At 61.1% G+C, this 17,522-nt stretch carries 15 protein-coding genes and 1 pseudogene; 6 read left to right on the top strand and 10 right to left on the bottom strand.

Annotation, left to right across the window (positions count from 1 at the left end; translation table 11 throughout):
• Position 1 precedes the first annotated feature (1 nt).
• From E0L37_RS11355 to E0L37_RS11365, 3 genes are all read left to right on the top strand, one after another.
• On the top strand, positions 2–607 hold the full coding sequence (locus E0L37_RS11355; protein WP_133491861.1) for a 3'-5' exonuclease: 606 nt from the start codon (positions 2–4) through the stop codon (positions 605–607).
• A 27-nt stretch (positions 608–634) separates the two neighbouring features.
• The gene (locus E0L37_RS11360; protein WP_133491862.1) at positions 635–856 is read left to right on the top strand and encodes a hypothetical protein; all 222 of its coding nucleotides are present in this window, start codon (positions 635–637) and stop codon (positions 854–856) included.
• 109 nt (positions 857–965) lie between these two features.
• Positions 966–4,430 (top strand): hybrid sensor histidine kinase/response regulator, encoded by a 3,465-nt coding sequence (locus E0L37_RS11365; RefSeq protein ID WP_133491863.1) that lies wholly within the window; start codon positions 966–968, stop codon positions 4,428–4,430.
• Between the two features lie 113 nt (positions 4,431–4,543).
• On the opposite strand, the gene E0L37_RS11370 is transcribed toward E0L37_RS11365, so the two are convergent.
• The 5 genes from E0L37_RS11370 to E0L37_RS11390 form a co-directional block, all read right to left on the bottom strand.
• On the bottom strand, positions 4,544–5,194 hold the full coding sequence (locus E0L37_RS11370; protein WP_201303697.1) for a response regulator transcription factor: 651 nt from the start codon (positions 5,192–5,194) through the stop codon (positions 4,544–4,546).
• 206 nt (positions 5,195–5,400) lie between these two features.
• Positions 5,401–5,799: an ectoine synthase gene (locus E0L37_RS11375; protein ID WP_133491865.1), complete on the bottom strand. Its 399-nt coding sequence runs from the start codon at positions 5,797–5,799 to the stop codon at positions 5,401–5,403.
• Between the two features lie 65 nt (positions 5,800–5,864).
• A complete protein-coding gene (gene ectB / locus E0L37_RS11380) occupies positions 5,865–7,157 on the bottom strand; it encodes a diaminobutyrate--2-oxoglutarate transaminase (RefSeq protein WP_133491866.1) in 1,293 nt (430 codons plus the stop codon).
• 28 nt (positions 7,158–7,185) lie between these two features.
• Entirely contained in the window at positions 7,186–7,719 is a 534-nt protein-coding gene (gene ectA / locus E0L37_RS11385) for a diaminobutyrate acetyltransferase (RefSeq protein WP_133491867.1), read from the bottom strand.
• A gap of 4 nt (positions 7,720–7,723) precedes the next feature.
• A complete protein-coding gene (locus tag E0L37_RS11390) occupies positions 7,724–8,257 on the bottom strand; it encodes a MarR family winged helix-turn-helix transcriptional regulator (RefSeq protein WP_133491868.1) in 534 nt (177 codons plus the stop codon).
• A 195-nt stretch (positions 8,258–8,452) separates the two neighbouring features.
• Between E0L37_RS11390 and E0L37_RS11395 the strand changes: the two genes are divergently transcribed.
• From E0L37_RS11395 to folE2, 3 genes are all read left to right on the top strand, one after another.
• Positions 8,453–9,916, top strand: a complete 1,464-nt coding sequence (locus E0L37_RS11395) for a sodium/proline symporter (protein WP_133491869.1) — start codon at positions 8,453–8,455, stop codon at positions 9,914–9,916.
• Positions 9,917–9,939: 23 nt separating this feature from the next.
• Positions 9,940–10,875, top strand: a complete 936-nt coding sequence (locus E0L37_RS11400) for a tetratricopeptide repeat protein (RefSeq protein WP_133491870.1) — start codon at positions 9,940–9,942, stop codon at positions 10,873–10,875.
• Positions 10,876–11,230: 355 nt separating this feature from the next.
• Positions 11,231–12,187: a GTP cyclohydrolase FolE2 gene (folE2, locus tag E0L37_RS11405; protein WP_133491871.1), complete on the top strand. Its 957-nt coding sequence runs from the start codon at positions 11,231–11,233 to the stop codon at positions 12,185–12,187.
• A gap of 160 nt (positions 12,188–12,347) precedes the next feature.
• Here the strand turns inward: folE2 and E0L37_RS11410 are convergent, their stop codons facing one another.
• The 5 genes and pseudogenes from E0L37_RS11410 to yidD all read right to left on the bottom strand — a co-directional run.
• A complete protein-coding gene (locus E0L37_RS11410) occupies positions 12,348–12,866 on the bottom strand; it encodes a porin family protein (protein WP_133491872.1) in 519 nt (172 codons plus the stop codon).
• A 177-nt stretch (positions 12,867–13,043) separates the two neighbouring features.
• A complete protein-coding gene (locus E0L37_RS11415; protein WP_133491873.1) occupies positions 13,044–14,360 on the bottom strand; it encodes a hypothetical protein in 1,317 nt (438 codons plus the stop codon).
• 87 nt (positions 14,361–14,447) lie between these two features.
• Entirely contained in the window at positions 14,448–16,562 is a 2,115-nt protein-coding gene (locus E0L37_RS11420; RefSeq protein ID WP_133491874.1) for a TonB-dependent receptor domain-containing protein, read from the bottom strand.
• Between the two features lie 119 nt (positions 16,563–16,681).
• The gene (locus E0L37_RS11425) at positions 16,682–17,014 is read right to left on the bottom strand and encodes a hypothetical protein (RefSeq protein ID WP_133491875.1); all 333 of its coding nucleotides are present in this window, start codon (positions 17,012–17,014) and stop codon (positions 16,682–16,684) included.
• 106 nt (positions 17,015–17,120) lie between these two features.
• A pseudogene (yidD, locus tag E0L37_RS21910) lies at positions 17,121–17,333 on the bottom strand (membrane protein insertion efficiency factor YidD); the annotation flags it as partial.
• Between the last annotated feature and the right edge of the window lie 189 nt (positions 17,334–17,522).

Consider the following 17,522-nt stretch of genomic DNA (forward strand, 5'->3'; position numbering starts at 1 on the left):
CATGCATACATTGAAGCGTATCTGGCAGCGCCACCGGCACGGCGATGGTCCTTTCTCTCATATGTTCGAGTTACCCTCGGACCCGGATGAGCTGGTGGCGATTGACTGTGAGACCACCGGACTGGATGTGCGCCGTGCCGAACTGGTATCCGTGGCGGCGGTGCCGATCAGTCATGGGCGGGTGAAAGCGGGCGCGGCGCTGGATCTGCACGTTCAGGCGCCGGCATCCCTGGATGCCACGTCGATTCGCATTCACCGGTTGCGGCCGCTGGATCTGCGTGAGGGTGGTGAGGTTCGCCGGGTCCTGGAGCAACTGCTCGCCTTTATTGATAACCGGCCGCTGGTGGGCTGGTGTCTGAGCTTCGATATGGCGATTCTGAATCGTTACACCAAAGCCCTGTTCGGTTTTGAGCTGCCCAACCGCCGTATCGAGCTGAGCAGCCTGTACCAGAAACGTCTGCGTCATCGCCAGCCAGAACAGGTGGCGGATTTGCGTTTTGAGCAGGTGGCGGCGGATCTGGGTGTGCCGGTAATGGGGCGGCACAGCGCGCGCGGTGATGCCACCACGGCCGCGCTGATGTACACCCGGCTGGTGGAAATAGCGTGAACAGGCCCTGGCAAGGAGTGGTAAACCATGGTGTATTTGGAAACGGTATTGTTGGTTCTGGGGCTGCTGGTCGTTCTGGGTACCTACGCGCACTATTGGCGTCGCACCGGAGACTGGCGCGGCGTGGCCCGTTTCTGGGCGCGCGGTATGACGCTGTCAGTGGCGGAGTTCAAGGCGCAGCGCGCGGGTGTATTGTTATTATTGCTGGCGGTGGTGATTCGCTTCGCGCGTGCCTTGATGCTGTGGTGAGATGGAGCCCTCCGCCAGGGTATCTGCGCTCATGAGCCGCGATTGGCGTGTAAGCGTGCCGGCGTGTTGCGTGTAAGCGTATCGGGCTTGCACACGGTTCGGAGGCAAGGTGGTTTCTCTGTGGCAGTTGGGCGGCCTGGCGCTGCTGTATGTGCTGATTCTGTTTATCATCGCCTGGTGGGGAGACCGGGCCGAGCGGCGTGGTCTGCGGGTGGTGAACAACCCCTGGAGTTACAGCCTGGCGCTGGGGGTATACTGCACTTCGTGGACGTTTTATGGCGCGGTTGGAGACGCCGCCCAAAGTGGCTGGACCTACCTGCCTATTTATCTGGGACCGATCATTACCGTGCTGTTCGGTGCCGCGCTGGTCTACAAACTGGTGTCGGTGGGTAAGCAGCACCACATTACCTCCATCGCCGACTTTCTCGCCGCCCGTTACGGTAAGTCCCGTCAGTTGGCGGTTCTGGTCACGTTGGTGGCGATTATCGGTGTCTTGCCCTACATCGCCTTGCAACTGAAGGCGGTGACCTTGTCGTTCGAGCATGTGCTGGGGGCGGACGTGTCGCCGCCGCTGGATACCGCTTTGGTGGTCACGGCGCTGATGGCGTTGTTCACGCTTTTGTTCGGCACCCGCCACATCGACGCCACCGAGCACCAGTCCGGATTGATGCTGGCGGTCAGTTTTGAGTCCTTCATCAAACTGGTCTCCTTTGTCATTGTCGGGCTCTTTTGCTTGTTTGGCATCTACAGCGGCCCCTTCGACTTGTGGAACCGGGTGACCGCCGACGCCGCTATCCGTGATCTGTTTGAGCCGACCCTGTTTTCCCAGGGATTCGTCACCGCGTTACTGTTGTCGATGCTGGCGATCATTTGCCTGCCCCGCCAGTTCCATGTGGGAGTGGTGGAGAACAACGATCTTCGTCATCTGCGCAGCAGTCGCTGGGTGCTACCGTTGTACCTGCTGCTGTTCGCGGTGTTCGTGTTGCCCATCGTGGCGGCGGGTTTACAGATGCTGCCACCGGGGACCCAGGAAGACATGTTCATGCTGTCGTTGCCCATGGCCACCGGCAATCACGGGCTGTTGCTGGTGGCCTTTATTGGGGGCATCGCCGCCGCTACCGGGATGGTGATCGTTTCCACCATTGCTCTGGCGATCATGTTGACCAACGAAGTCCTGCTGCCGGCCTGGGTGCAATACCGGATCCAGGGCAAGGAGGAACTGTCCGACCTGAGCGGGCAGTTGCGTTTTCTCCGGCGTCTGAGCATCGTTCTGTTGCTGATCCTGGCGTTTCTGTTCCACACCATCATCGATCGCATTCAGGGGCTGGCGCACTTGGGGTTGATCTCCTTCGCCGCCGTGGCCCAGTTCGCGCCGGCGCTGCTGGGGGGGCTGTATTGGCACAAGGGGCACCGCAATGGCGCTTTCGTTGGCATGATCGCGGGATTCGTGATCTGGCTGTACTGCCTGCTGTTGCCACTGATGCTGCCGGATTCGGCGGTGGGCTGGCTCAACCTTCATGGCCTGATCGGGCTGGGTATATTGAGGCCCCATGCCTTGTTCGGTATTGAAGGGCTGGATCCATTGACCCACGGCGTGTTCTGGAGCCTCAGCCTGAATCTGGCCGCCTATATTTATTTTTCCCGGCGTTCTTTCCGTGAGGCGCTGGATGAGACCCAGGCCACGCGCTTCGTCGATACCCCCACGGATTGGTGGCGGGAGAAGATGGGGCACCCGCTGATCTCCACCGCGGAATTGCTGCAAGTGTGTGAGAGAGGGTTGGGGCACCCCCGCGCGCGGACCTTGTTCTTCGATTATCTGGAGCGGCGTCAGGTGCCAGCGGATCTGCAGCTGCCGGCGCCGTTGCATCTGGTTCGCTATGTGGAGCGGTTGCTGGCCGGTGCCATGGGGGCGTCCACCGCGCGTATCGTGATGGGTTCTCTGCTGAGCAAACAGAATGTGCGCCATGATGAGATGGTGCGGATCATGGATGAAGCGTCCCAGTTGATCCAGTTCAATCACCAACTGCTACGCACCACCATCGAGACTATCAGCCAGGGAATTTGCGTGGTGGATCGCGATCTTAACGTGGTGGCCTGGAACCAGGCCTACGTGCGGATGTTCGAGTATCCGGAGGGGCTGATCCGCCTCGGAAGGCCGATCGGAGAGGTTTATCGCTATAACGCCGGGCGCGGTTTCTATGATGGTGATGACCTGGAACAGGACGTCAACAAAAGAGTGCAGCTATTGCGTGAAGGCCATGCTCACCGCTTTGAACGGGAGCTGCCCAATGGCGTGGTGGTGGAGGTGCGCGGTAACCCCATGGAGGGGGGCGGCTTTGTCAGTACCTATATGGACGTGACCGAACGCAAGCGGGACGAAATAGCGCTGCGGCAGATCAACGAGAACCTGGAACAGATGGTGTCCGAACGCACCCGCCGGTTATCGGAACTGAACGCCAGGCTGGAGCAAGCCAATGAAGGCAAGACCCGGTTCCTGGCGGCCGCCGGCCACGATCTGATGCAGCCGCTTAACGCGGCGCAATTGTTCGTGTCGTCCCTGGGGCAACGGCTCGGCCGGAAGGAGCAGGATTTCGCCTACGAAACCGAAATGCTCGGTCATATCGACAGCTCGTTGCAGGCCGCGGAGCAGATTATTTCCGCCTTGCTGGAAATCAGTCGGTTGGACACCGGCACCATGCCCTCCCACCCGGCGCCGGTGAGTCTGCGGCCGTTGATGCAGCAGCTTGGACAGGAATTCGGCGTGCTGGCCAGGGATCAGGCGCTCAGCCTGCATCTGGTGGCGGCGGAGGTGGAGGTGCGGACCGATCCCACTCTGTTGCGGCGGGTGTTGCAGAATCTGTTGTCCAATGCGGTGCGCTACACCGATCGCGGCAAGGTGTTATTCGGCTGCCGCCGCGATGGCGACTGGGTTCGTATCGAAATCTGGGATACCGGACCGGGTATCCCCGAGGATCAATTGACCCAGGTGTTCCGGGAATTTCTGCGCTTGCCGCAGCAGGGCCGCCGGCAGGTGAAGGGGCTGGGGCTTGGACTGGCGATAGCCGACCGTATTTGCCGCCTGTTGGAGCATCCGCTGACGGTGCGTTCCTGGCCGGACAAGGGCACCGTATTCACGGTTTCGGTGCCCCGCATCCGGTCGCAAACACCGACGGCCGCGCCGGTGGATATCATCGAGGAACCGCAGAGGGACATTCAGGGCATGCGGGTGTTCTGTGTCGATAATGACGCCGCTTTACTGGCCAGCCTGGAAGCCTTGTTTCGTGCGTTGGGATGCGAGCCGGTGGTGGCCGGTTCGGTGGGTGAGGCGATGGAGAAGGCAAGGAGCCAGCCAGCGCCGGATCTGCTGGTGGTGGATTATCAGCTGGATCATGGCGAGACCGGGTTTCAGGTGATCGAGGCGCTGGACTGCTATTGGGACGATGTGGTGCCGGCGGTTCTGATCACCGCCGACCGGCGGCCGGAGATCCGTACCATGGCGGAGGAAATGGGAGTGCAGTTCCTGCAGAAGCCGGTTAATCAGGATGCCTTGCTGGCGGTGCTGCGGGCGTTATAGCGGTGGTGCATGCCGATTCGCTGCCAAGGCAGCTTCCCACAGAGAGGACACAACGCCGCTGTGGGAAGCCGCCTTGGCAGCGAATGCCTGGGTGGTGTTGTGACGGGCCCGGGTCAGAGATCGCCGGGGGCATCGATGGCCAGATCCTTGAGGGCCAGCACCGCTTGAGTCCGGTTGCGAACGCCGAGTTTGCGGAAGATGGCGGTCATGTGCGCCTTGACGGTGGCTTCCGACACATCCAGTTCGTAAGCGATCACTTTGTTCTGCATGCCTTCCAGCAGCATGCCCATGACCCGGAATTGTTGCGGTGTCAGGCTGGTGATGCGCTCGCGCATGGCGGTGTAGTCGGCGAGATCCGGAGGGCGAGGCCCGCGGGCTTTTTCCGGGACCCAGCGCTCGCCGTTCATGATCCGTTCCAGCGCTTCGGTCATGGCGTCCACCGAGGCGGATTTGGGAATGAATCCGTCGGCGCCAAAGTGCAGGGCCCGTTGAATCACGGCGACCTCTTCGTTGGCGGAGATCACCGCCAGGGGCACCCGTTGATGGATATCACGCAGATAGACGAGACCGGAAAAGCCGTGCGTGCCCGGCATGTGCAGATCCAGCAGGATCAGATCGAACACGGTTTCGTCCTGGCCCAGGCGCTCCAGCGCCGCCAGGGAATCGGCTTCGATAATACGGGCATCGGCAAAACTGCTTTCCACCGCCTGGCGCAACGCGGCGCGAAACAGGGGGTGGTCGTCGGCGATCAGTATTTTCATTATGGGAGCCTGCGATACTGTCGCGCCGCAGTATAACTCCCATAAGTATCGCGCGTATACGCCGGCACGCCCCACGCTCCTCCTCCTGCTCGGGGATCATGGCGTAGGGGGCAATGACGATCCGCAAGGTGATTTTCGCGGAAAAGCGCTATAGGGTTTTGCGTGCGCCCGCGAAGCGGGCGGCGTGTTGCGTGCAAGCGTGTCGGCAGTCAGTCCAGGTCGGCGGGGTAAACGCCGTTTTCATCGTGGACTTCCTTGCCGCTCAGCGGCGGAGTGAAAGCGCAGGCCACCACCATATCCTCATTTTCACCGCCGTACAGATAGTGCTCGTCATGTTGGTCGAGCAGGTAAATAGTGCCGGGGGTCAATTCATAGACATCACCGCTCTCGACCAGCTCGATTTTGCCCTTGCCGGACATCACGTACACCGATTCCCAATGGTTGGCGTATTTGATGTGGGTCTTGGTGCCCTTGAAGATGGTGGTGATATTGAAGGAGTGGCCCATGCCGTCTTCCTTCAGGGACAGCCGAACGGACTGCCAGTTACCATTTTCCGCGACCACGCGGCGTTCGGTTTTCTCGGCTTCCGCCAGAGTACGTACGATCATTAAAGTGGCTCCAGAGTATGACAGGGGAGAAAGGCGCTCCCCCGGGCGGGGGAGCACGAGGGGGATCAGCCTACGGAATGTGCTTCACCACGCTTGACCCGGTCGGTCATGACCTCGGTCACGCTGTCCTTGAGAATCTCCATGGCGCGGTTCAGGTCTTCCTCGCTGATGATCAGCGGGCACAGGGTTTTGATCACCTGGCCGTCGGCACCGGAGGTTTCAATTACCAATTTGCGCTTGAAACAGGCCTTGGTAATTTCCTCGGCCAGCTCGCCGTCGCGGCAGACCAGGCCTTGCATCATGCCGCGCCCGTTCAGGTAGAACCAATGATCATCGTAGCCGCGGGCGATGTCGCGGAAGCGTTCGGTGATGATATCGGCTTTTTTCCGTACTTCCTGGGCGAACTTGTCGTCGCGCCAGTAGTGATTGAGGGCCGCGGCGGCGGTCACGAACGCCAGGTTGTGGCCCCGGAAGGTACCGTTGTGCTCGCCGGGTTTCCACTGGTCCAGTTCCGGTTTCAGCAACACCATGGCGAACGGCAGGCCATAACCGCTGAGGGACTTGGACAAAGTGATGATGTCCGGGTTGATACCCACTTCATCAAAGCTGAAGAAGCTGCCGGTACGGCCGCAGCCGGCCTGGATGTCGTCCAGGATCAGCAGCATGTCATGTTTGCGGCACACCTTCTCCAGGTTACGCAGCCATTCAAAGCTGGCTGCGTTGATGCCGCCTTCGCCCTGCACCGTTTCCACGATCACGGCGGCGGGGAAGTCCACGCCACTGGAGGAGTCGCCCAACACCTTGTCCAGGTACTCGGTGGTATCGAAAGCATCTCCCAGATAGCCGTCGTAGGGCATGCGATTGACGCCGCCCAGAGTGACGCCGGCCACGCCACGGTGGTGGCTGTTCCCGGTGGCGGCCAGGGCACCCAGGGTGACACCGTGGAAGCCATTGGTGAACGCGATGATATTATGACGGCCCTTGATGTTGCGGGCGATTTTCAGCGCCGCTTCCACCGCGTTGGTGCCGGTGGGGCCAGTGAACTGCATCACGTGGTCCATTTCGCGGGGCTTGAGAATCACCTCATAAAAGGTGTCCATGAACTCCCGCTTGGCGGCGGTGTGCATGTCCAGGCCATGGACGATGCCGTCGCGCTGGATGTACTCGAGCAGCTTCTCTTTCAGGACCGGGTTGTTGTGGCCGTAATTGAGCGTGCCGGCTCCGGCCAGGAAGTCGATGTATTCCGCGCCGGTTTCATCGTACAGGTAGCTGCCCTTGGCCTGGTCGAAGACCACCGGGAAGCTACGGGCATAGCTCATTACTTCCGATTCGTGGCTTTCAAAAATGTCGGTATCCATGGTTCCGTCGTCCTCTCTGAATTCGTTTTCAGGCGTCGTCCCGGTTGAACGGGCCGATGCGCAGCAGATGCTCATCCTGATGCTGGCCGGCGAAGTGCAGGCGCGAATCGAACAGGATGAATTCCTCGGTGGGCATGCGGCGCTCATAGGCGAAGCTGCGGAACATCCCCCAGGACGCTTCGTTGTCCGGGGTGATGGTGGTTTCGATGTGGCGCACATCCGCGGCTTCGTCGCGCTCCAGCAGGGCGGCCAGCATGCGTTTGGCAAGACCCCGGCCCCGTGCTTTCTCATGCACGGCCACCTGCCACACGAACAGGGTGTCCTGCTGCTTGGGTGGAAGGTAGCCGGAGATGAAGCCGACCAGGTCGCCATCCAGTTCCGCCGCCACCGAGGTGTCGGCGAAATGGGTGCATTGCAGCAGGTTGCAGTAGACGGAGTTCTCATCCAGAGGTTTGCACTCCGCGATCAACTGATGCACCCGGGGGCCGTCCTGGCTTTCCGGCTTGCGCAGGGTCAGGTCGTCGTCCTGGTGTTTTTTGTCGGTCGTGTCGTCTGCAGGCATGGTGTCACTTCTGGTCGGTTTGGGAAGGGGGGCGGTGGCGGCTCCGGCGTTCTTCGGTGACCGGCTGAGCGCGATCGATGGCGCCCAGATCCAGCACTGGTGACGCGTCGATGTCGCCCGCGTTCATCATTGCGGCGACCCGTTGCAGTGAACTGAGAATCAACGTCTGCTCCCAGTCCTGAAGCTGCTCGAAACGGGCCATGAACTCCTCCTGAAGAGGGGTGGGGGCGCGTTCAAGAATGGCGGCGCCCTCGCCGGTGAGCGAGGCGTAAACGCGGCGTTTGTCCTGTTCTCCACGTTTGCGTTCGATCAGGCCCCGTTTCTCCAGGCGGTCAAGAATGGTGGTGACCGTGGCCTGGCTCACTGATACCTCATTGGCGATGTCGCCCATGGTCAATTCCCCATGGGGCTTGATCGCTTGCAATACCAGCAGCTGAGGCGCGGTGAGACCGGCAACCTTGCTCAACTTCCGGGAGTACAAATCGGTGGCGCGAATAATCTGTCGTAACGCGATCAACACTTCGTCGTGTCTGGCCATGTCCGTGTATTGCCTTGATAGCGAATCAATATGACTGAAAAAAGAAAAACGCAATTTCGAGTTGAAAGGGATTTTTTCGATCGGTTTCGGCTAACCAGGCGGCGAGGCCGGGACCTCCGTGGCTCAAAGTGGTAGGCTAGTTTAGAGATATAATATTTAGATGTCAAAGTAATTGGCTGTTCGGGGAGGCGCCTGATGGTTCTGGCGAGCTTCATTGGCTTCATGTTGTTGTTCCTTCTGATCGGCTTTGCTTCGGTGCTGGTGCGCTCCCGAAGCCAGGCCGATTACCTGCTCGCCGGCTCGGGCGTGGCACCATCCCTGACCGGACTTTCCGCCGTTGCCACCAACAATTCCGGCTTCATGTTCATCGGCGTGATCGGTTACACCTACGCTACCGGGTTGCCGGCGTTCACCATGATGGTGGGCTGGATTCTGGGCGACTGGATGGCGTCAACCCTGGTGGCCCGTCGTATCCGTGAAACCGCGGAAAAGCGGGATAGCCTGACCTTTCCGGAGTTGCTGTCCAATTGGGGCGGTGTCGAGTTCAAGGTATTGAAGACGGTGGCGGCGGTCATCGCGGTGGTGTTGCTGGGTGTCTACGCGGCGGCTCAGTTCAAGGCTGGTGGCAAGGCGTTGCACGCCCTGTTTGACTGGGACACCCGTACCGGCGCGATCATCGGCGCTGTGATGGTGCTGTTTTACGGCTTTTCCGGCGGGCTGCGTGCCTCGATCTGGACCGATGCGGCGCAGTCGGTGGTGATGATCGTGGCCATGACGGTAATGTTGTGCACCGCCGTGTACATGGTCGGTGGTTGGGAAGCCGCCTGGACCGGGCTGCATGGTGTCTCCGATCATTTCTTCCGTTTCTTTTCCGAGGCGAGCCTGACGCTGGGGTGGCAAGGGCCGGTGCTGTTTCTGGTGGGCTGGACGTTCGCCGGTGCCGCGGTGATCGGCCAGCCCCATGTCATGGTGCGGTTCATGGCGGTGGACAATCCCCGTTCGGTGCGCCGGGCCCGTTGTTACTACTACGCCTGGTTCATTGCCTTTTACACGCTGGCGGTGGGCGTCGGAATGATGGCCCGGCTGTTGATGGATCAAGGCGTTGTTGACCCGTCGCTGGTAATGAACGCCGGCAATCTGGACGCGGAGCTGGCGTTGCCGGTAATGGCTCAGGAGCTGTTGCCGGATGTGGCCACCGGGCTGGTGCTGGCGGGGCTGTTCGCGGCCACCATCTCCACCGTGGATTCACTGATTCTCAGCTGCAGTGCCTGTCTGTCCCGAGACCTGATGCCGAGCCGTTGGCACGGTTATGGCACCGCCCGTGTCATCACTCTGGTGGTGGTGGTGGCATCCCTGGGGATCGCTCTGTTCGCCAATGAGAATGTGTTTGATCTGGTGTTGTTCGCCTGGGGGATTCTCGGTGCTTCGTTCGGCAGTCTGCTGGTGGTTTATGCATTGGGTGGCCGTCCCGGTGAACCGGTGGCGGTGAGTATGGTCGTCGCCGCCACCGTGGTGGCGGTTGGCTGGCGCCTGGCGGGGCTTAATGCGACCATGTCGGAGGTTTTTCCGGCGATGGTCGCCGCCTGGCTGGTGTTCGCCATGGGGCACCTCACAGGTTTGGGTGAACGTCGCCCGTTGGAAGGTTCCCAGGGGCAGTAATCAGCAAGAGGAAGAGGTGAATCGTGTTCCGCAAAGCGCTGCTACAGCGGCTTGGCCGTGTTGGCGGAAAAGTCGGTGTGTTGATCGGTTGTCTGATGGTGTCGCTGGCGGTCCAGGCCCAAACCCCGCAGGCTCCGGAAGACGCACGGGAGGCGCCCCGGCCGGAGGCGCAAAGCGAGATTGAACGGGGGGCGGTAATTTCCCAGTTCCGTGAAAACTGGATTCTTGGTGAACTGCGTTCTCTCCGTCAGGACATGATGGAATACCGCAACGAGATGACCAAAGTGGTCACCGACCGGGAACTGGAGGTGGCGGATAAAGCCATGGGCTACGCCACCAATACGGTGACTTACTTCTTTTACCTGATCGCCGGTGCTGCCTCGATTCTGGCGCTGGTGGGCTGGTCCACGATCCGGGATCTCAAGGACAACATCCGTGTTTATGCTGAGAAGGAGATGTCGCGGCTGACCGTGGAATACGAGTCGCGGCTGGCGGATCTGGAGAAGGAGCTGCGCAAGAAATCCCGCACCATTGCCGAGAACCAGGAAGAGATCGAGCGCACCAACGAAATTCACAGCCTGTGGCTGAAGGCCTCCAAGGAGCCCAGCTACAAGGAGAAAATCGAGCTGTACGACCGCATCCTGGAATTGCGCCCGGATGATCCGGAAGCGCTGGCATGGAAGGCGGACGCCGCGCTGGAGCTGGGTGAGCAGCGTTGGGCGCTGAGTCTGTGTGACCGGGTGCTGGAGGTGGATGAAGAAAACTCCCATGCGCTCTACCAGCGCGCCTGTGCCTGGGCCGGACTGGGCGAAATCGAGAACGCCCTGCGTGATCTGGAGCAGGCGGTGAATCAATCGGACGCGCTGCGCCAGCATGCCCGGGCCGAGGAGATGTTCCAGCCGTTGCGGGATCTGCCCCGGTTTCAGGCAGTGGTCGGTGAAGAGCCGCTTGACCCATAGGTCGATGCTGTCGGTGTCATGAGCGAAAACTGTTGGCCGGGGTGGGCCGGCGCTTCGGCCAACATAATGCCTGTATTTTTCCCTTTATATTTCAAGGGGATAACCGTTCAGGTGCCAATCGGTGTCGTAATTCACCGTGCGCCGGTACGGCCATGGGCCCGTAATCAGGGCTTTTCACGGCTATTTCCACAACAGCAATAGGTCTATTTGGCTGAAGGTTTCTGCTACACTCTGCGCCCCTGAATGATTGGACGATGACAGTCGGATTGCCATCAGTGCTGATTCGTTGGGCGCCATTCTGTGTCCCGGCATCCGGTTAGCGCCATCCCGTGTTCCGTCCTTATCGGAGATTTCCATGAAGCGCGAAAGTGGTGCGGATAACACCAAGGCGATGCCTGATGTGGCATCCAACTCCATGGTCGACCATAGCGGCGGCACCCTCGACTGGGTCGGCATGAGTGAAATTCACCTGCCCGCACGGGTCAGTGATACCCGGGTCGGCGAACGCCCGGTGAGTACCTCCATTCAGGCCTACGTCAATCTGGCCAATCCGGATGCCAAGGGCATTCACATGTCGCGCCTGTATTTAATGCTGGAAGAAACCTTCGGGGATCACTCGGTGAGCCCGGCTTCCATCGAACAGCTGCTCGGCAATTTCCTGGAAACCCATGAGGGGCTCAGCACCCGTGGTTTCGTGCAGTTCGACTTCGAGTACTCCATGCGCCGCCCGGCGCTCAAGAGCAGCTACGCCGGCTGGAAGAGCTACACCGTGAGCATCAAGGCGTCACTGGGTGAAGAAGGGCTTTGCACCGAGATGTACGTGGAAGTGCCGTACTCTTCCACCTGCCCCTGTTCCGCGGCATTGGCTCGTCAGTTGATTCAGGAAAAATTCCGCGAGGACTTTCAGTCCGGCAAGGTGGATGTGGACGAAGTGTTCGAGTGGCTCGGCACCGAGGAAGGCATTCGCGCCACTCCCCACAGTCAGCGCAGTATCGCGCAGGTGCGGGTGCTGCTCGATAAGGCCGCTGAATCCTTCCCGATCACGGCGCTGATCGACTCCATCGAAGAGGCGCTGAAAACGCCGGTGCAGACGGCGGTCAAGCGTATTGATGAGCAGGAATTCGCGCTGCTGAATGGTCAGAATCTGATGTTCTGTGAGGATGCGGCACGCCGTCTCAAGCATGCGTTGGATCCACAACCCTGCTACCGCGACTTCTGGTTGCGGGTGAATCACCTGGAAAGTCTGCACGCCCACAATGCGGTGGCGATTGTCACCAAGGAAGTGGACGGCGGCTACCTGCCGATTCCGTGACGCTGACGTTCTGACAAAAAACGCGGCCCGTGAGCCGCGGATGAACAGCACGCCGTCACCCCGGGCATGACCCGGGGCTCCCTCTGGAGGGCACACCGCTTGATGGAAGGAGATGCCGGATCAAGTCCGGCATGACGTGCTTGGTCACCTGGTATGTCGTTCAGAACCGGCCGTTGACGCCGAACGCCAGGTTGTTCACCTCGTCACCGCTACTGTCCACGGCGCGCAGATACTCCACACTCAGAAAAACCTTGGGGCTGACGGTGAAGTCCACCCCCAGACCGAGAGACAGATCGCTGTAGTTCTTGCTGCTGGAGCCGCCGGCGCGATAGTCGTGGGTGGTTTCCACCCGGGTGACGCCGATCAGGCCATAGGGGCGGACCGGCATGGAGTTGGGGAACTGGCCGCGAAAATAGGCGCCGTAGTGGCGGTCTATTTCCACCTTGGTGCCATTGCCCAGACTGTCATCGTCCAGCCCCAGGCCGATGCGTACTTCACCGCCCAGGGTTTCGGTGCGGTTGATCCAGGTTCCCAGCTTGAACTGCAACGCTGAGGGTTTGGCGCTGCCGCCGCGATCCGGCTCCACCTTGCTGCTCACGAAGTCCAGGCCGGCGAAGCCGCTGGCGTTGGCGATCATTGGCAGAGCGAGGCAGACGGCCAGAAGCCATGTTTTCTTCATTACTACAATCCTTTCATCACAACCACGATAGGGTACTGTCATTGTAATGAAGTTTGCTGCGTAAGAAAGCCAGGTGCAGCCCGGCGGGCTCCCACAGCGGCTCCGTGGCCTCTCTGTGGGAAGCGAGCTTGCTCGCGAACAGGCGCCGGACGTCAAACGTCCGGCGCCGCTTACCGCTTAATGCTCGTGCTCGTGCTCGTCTTCTTCCTCGCCATGATCATGATCATCGTGCTCTTCGGCGATGCCGGTCCAGACCAGGCCCAGCGGGGCGAAGCCCAGGTCGGTGACGACCTCGCTGACTTCCAGGCTTTCCAGCTCCACCCGCAGAATGGCGCCGGCGACCGGATCGGAAACGAACAGTTCATGGCCGTCACTGCTGAATGCCAGTGCCGGAGCGGAGGTGCCGGTGGCCGGAACCTGGTCCAGCAAAGAAGTGTGGCCGTGGTGACTCCAGTCCGCGGTGTCGATCACATGGAGTTCACCGCTGTCGTCAACAATCACCAGATGTTCACCATGAGGATCCAGGCCATAAGCCAGTGGTTTGGCATCGGTGGCGGCGCCTTCGCGCCAGGTCAGCAGCTCGGCGTCGGTGGCCTCGGGCTCAATCCGGTAGAGATTGTAGTCGGGGTAGGAAAACGCGACGAAGTCGGTCAGGTCGCTGTTGCTCAGAATGGTCACCAGACGTTCTGGCGCGTTGACTTTGTGATCGTGGAAGTGATCGCCATGCAGCTCCGCCACCAGGGCGCCATCTTCGCAGCCAAACACCGAGTGGCTGGTGTTGGATGCGCCACCGTGCAAGCCGGGGCAAGTGGTACCAAGCAGGCCTTGGTCGTGGAAATGGTCACCATGCAGTTGGAAAAGCCGGATGCCGTCGGCACTGCCATCGCCGTCGCTGTCATCGCTGCTCAGTACCCATTCGCCGAGCGGCTCGGCGATGCCGTGGTGGGCGTTTGCCAGCTCCTGACTGGCCAGCACACTGGTATTTTCCAGAGTGGTGTCGTTGAACAACTGGAACCCGCTGTTCTGGCTGGTGGCGCTGTCACCGTCGAAGAACAGGGCGGCAAGGCCGTCATTAACGCGGTAATGGGTGGGGCTGGAACCGAACAGCTCCTGGCCGGTCAGTGACGGGGTGTCGGCATGAGCGTGATCGCCGTGCAGGTAGATACCACTATCGAGGACCTGTACCTGGTCATCATCGCGCTGGATAATCAGCGCGTAACGGTTGCCCGGGCTGGCGTACAGCGCGGTGGGCGGATAGGTCAGGGCGAAGTCGGCAAGCGCACTGCCTTCTTCCAGATCATAGACGTGGACGCGGGAGTTGGTGCCGGCGGCTTGTGTGAATACCAGGCGGCCAGCGCTTTCCTCGTGGTCATGGTCGTGATCGTCGCCGCCTGGGAGAGTGGTGCTGCCGGTGTCGTTATTGCAGGCGGCCAGCAGCAGGGCCAGGGTCAAGGCGCCGAGGCGGGGCAGGGCGGAGTGATGTGAGCTGTTCATGTATCGTTCCTGAATTCGTTACGGTTTTATGACGTTATAGCGTTTCAGCAATGAGGCGCGCCGGACCCTCAAGGGGCCCGGCCAGTCTCAGAATTCCATGCGCATGCCGACGGTCAGATTGCGGCCCGGCTCCGGCACTGTGCGGGCCAGGAAGGAGGTGTGATTCCACACTTCCTCGCCCAACAGGTTGCTGCCACGCAGATAAACGCTGTAGCGCTGGGCCCCTTCCAGGGTGTAGCTGAGGGTGGCGTTGAGCATGTCGTAGCCCGGAGTACGGCTTTCGTAGCCGGCGATGTCGTTTTGCGGGAACACCCGGTAGAACTCCAACTCGCCGTCGAACGCCCGCCAATAGGTGTTGACGCGGCCGCCCAGGCGCTTGGCCGGAATCCGCGGCAGTTCGTTGCCGCCGTGACTGAACTGGGCTTTGACGATGTCGCCGAACACCGTGGTGGACCAGCGCGGCGTCCACTGATAGCGCATTTCCGCTTCGGCGCCGGTGAACTCCACATCGTCCTGGGTATATTTGATCAGGCGGAACTCCTCGATCTGATCCAGAGTGCGGGCGTAGATATAGTTGTCCACCTGGTTGTGGAACAGGCCGATATCAAAGGTGAGGTCGCCACGGATCTTGCGCAGGTTAAGGCCAATGTTGCGCGAGGTTTCCTTATGGATGGCGGAATCGTCACCGGGTGCGCCACAGGTGTAGCTGCTGGAAACCAGACCGCACTCATAGGTGTTGGTGGCCAGGTGAACACCACGGGCGTACATCTCCTGGGCATGGGGCATGCGCTGGGCGCGGGTGGCGGACAGCGACACGTTGTAGTCCGGCCGGAAGGCCCAGGTCAGCGCCGCCGAAAGTGAATTGGCGGAATCGCTGTAAGAGGGGCGATCGAGCGGATCTTCCACTGGATCCAGGCGCTGGTGCTCGTGGCGGGCGCCCACTTCCAGATGCCATTGTTCGGAGAAGCGGTAGTGCTCCACCGCGAATACCCCAAGGGTTTCGGTGTCGGTCTTTGGCATCAGGGCTTCGGTGCCCTGGGTGTTGAACTGGTGATCGGCGTACTGGAAGCCGACCACGCCGTGCCAGCCGCCAATCGGCGCGTGCTCCGCCTCCACCCGGGTTTCATAGCCCTTGTGACGGAAAGTGGTGCCCACTTCCCCTTCCTCGATTTCATGGTGACGATAGTCGGTGTGGCTGGAACGCACCTTGACCTTCTCAATGCCGGGCAGCGGCTGCCGGTATTCCCCGCGCAGATCAATACGGCGGGCGTCCAGATCGACGAAGGGCGCTTCGTGGGCACCATGCTCGTGATCATGGTCATGGCCGTCCCCGTCACACTCCAACTGATCGCCGTTGGCGCCGCAGCCCTCGAATTCGTGGCTGTGGCCGGGCAGTCCGTAGATATCGCTGCGATAGGAATACGCCATGCCAAGGTAGCCGCGCTCGCCGATCCAGGAAGCGCCGACACTGACGTTGTCACTGTCGGCGTAGGTGCCATCGATGTCGGGTGCGGTGAAGCCATTGACTTCATAGTCGTCGGCGCGGCGGCGGGAACCTTCCACATGCACGGCGAAGTGGTCGCCGGCGCGGGCGGTAATGCCGGCGGCGCCGGCCTTCTCATTGGCCACCGTATTGCCACGGGCGGCGATGAAGCCTTCCACCGGGCGGTCCGGCATGCGCGTGGGGATCTTGTCGTCCAGGACGTTGACCACGCCGCCGATGGCGCCGCCGCCATAGAGCAGGGTGGAGGGGCCGCGCAGGACTTCCACCTTGCGGGCGAGCATGGGTTCCACCGTGGTGGCGTGGTCCGGGGAAATATCGGAGGCGTCGAACAGACGGGCGCCATCGGACAGCACGCTTACCCGCGGCGCGCCCTGGCCCCGGATCACCGGGCGGCTGGAACCACCGCCGAAGGTGTCGGAATGAACCCCAGGCAACCCTTCCAGCGTATTGCCGAGGGTGGCGTTGCTGCGCTGGAACAGCAGGCTGTCCTCAAGCAAGCCGAAAGAGGAAGCGCCGCTGGCGGCATCCTCGTCAAAAGGCAGGGCGGACACCTGGACCGCATCCAACTGATGGGAGGGTTGCCGGGGCGCTTGGTCGTCGGTGTTGTCGTTCTGTTGCGCCGTCGCCGGCAGTGTGGCCAGGGTGGCACCGGCCATCAGCCCCAGGGCCAGCGGCAGGGGTAAAGCTTTGCGTCTCATGGACTCTTTTCCTCTATCGAACAGGCACGCGGAGCATGCCTTGGCAAGCTGCGAATGTTATATCATAACAAAAGCGCTATCGAAACCCGAACCGCTTGAGGCGGCGGCGAAATCGGAGATCAGGCGGACAGAGGTGGGGCGCGGGAAAGGTAGGCGCGCAGGCCGGCCTGGGTATGGCCTCGGTTTTGCGCCAGCGGACGCCAGAATGGCTCCGCCGGAGAGTCATGCTGAACCAGCGTGGCGGGCGGCACGGCAATCTGTACCGGCGCGCAGTGCTGGCAATGTGGGGCGACGGCGGTGCCGTCATTGTCGGGAGTGCCGCCGGCCAGGGACGTGGCGGTCGGCAAATGCTCGGTGCTGTGCCACGCCATCTGCCACTGGCCGGCGATGATCAGCAGCGCAAGCAGCAGGAAGCGAAGCGGAACAGCGCTTAGCGACTCAGAGGGACGCATGGTCCTTTCCATGGTTGGGGGCATGGTTGGGGGCGTCACCGAGGCCGTTGTCGATGCTGTTGTGCTCGGGGTCTTCGTCCCTGGAGGCGCCATGTAGCGGGTGTGGCGTGCCCGGTACCGGGTCGAAACCGCCGGGATGCCAGGGATGGCATTTGCACAGACGGCGCGCCGCCAGGGCGCTGCCGCGCAAGGCGCCATGGTGTTCCACTGCCTGCCGCGCGTACTCGGAGCAAGTGGGATAGAAACGGCACTGGTTGCCCAGCCAGGGGCTCAGATAGCCCTGGTAGAAGCGCAGGCTGGCCAGTAAAACCCGTTTCACGATGGCGACTCCCAATCAGAATCCGGCCAGCATACCCGAGGAAGATGACATTTGTCTGTCATTTGGCGGCAACATGCAGAACGCAACACGCAACACGCAACACGCAACACGCTTGCACGCTTGCACGCTAAACCCGTGGCGGAGGGGAATGGTGTGTTTCCTGACAGAGGACAGGAAACACACCACGGT

This window comes from Alcanivorax sp. 24, assembly GCF_004360225.1.
GTDB classification, from domain to species: Bacteria; Pseudomonadota; Gammaproteobacteria; order Pseudomonadales; family Alcanivoracaceae; genus Alloalcanivorax; species Alloalcanivorax xiamenensis.

Coding starts and splice junctions, on each gene's coding strand:
- ectA (WP_133491867.1), bottom strand. CDS start 7,719: ATGCCTGCAGACGACACGACCGACAAAAAACACCAGGACGACGACCTG.
- E0L37_RS11425 (WP_133491875.1), bottom strand. CDS start 17,014: ATGCGTCCCTCTGAGTCGCTAAGCGCTGTTCCGCTTCGCTTCCTGCTG.
- folE2 (WP_133491871.1), top strand. CDS start 11,231: ATGAAGCGCGAAAGTGGTGCGGATAACACCAAGGCGATGCCTGATGTG.
- E0L37_RS11420 (WP_133491874.1), bottom strand. CDS start 16,562: ATGAGACGCAAAGCTTTACCCCTGCCGCTGGCCCTGGGGCTGATGGCC.
- E0L37_RS11355 (WP_133491861.1), top strand. CDS start 2: ATGCATACATTGAAGCGTATCTGGCAGCGCCACCGGCACGGCGATGGT.
- E0L37_RS11375 (WP_133491865.1), bottom strand. CDS start 5,799: ATGATCGTACGTACTCTGGCGGAAGCCGAGAAAACCGAACGCCGCGTG.
- E0L37_RS11390 (WP_133491868.1), bottom strand. CDS start 8,257: ATGGCCAGACACGACGAAGTGTTGATCGCGTTACGACAGATTATTCGC.
- ectB (WP_133491866.1), bottom strand. CDS start 7,157: ATGGATACCGACATTTTTGAAAGCCACGAATCGGAAGTAATGAGCTAT.
- E0L37_RS11360 (WP_133491862.1), top strand. CDS start 635: ATGGTGTATTTGGAAACGGTATTGTTGGTTCTGGGGCTGCTGGTCGTT.
- E0L37_RS11395 (WP_133491869.1), top strand. CDS start 8,453: ATGGTTCTGGCGAGCTTCATTGGCTTCATGTTGTTGTTCCTTCTGATC.
- E0L37_RS11415 (WP_133491873.1), bottom strand. CDS start 14,360: ATGAACAGCTCACATCACTCCGCCCTGCCCCGCCTCGGCGCCTTGACC.
- E0L37_RS11410 (WP_133491872.1), bottom strand. CDS start 12,866: ATGAAGAAAACATGGCTTCTGGCCGTCTGCCTCGCTCTGCCAATGATC.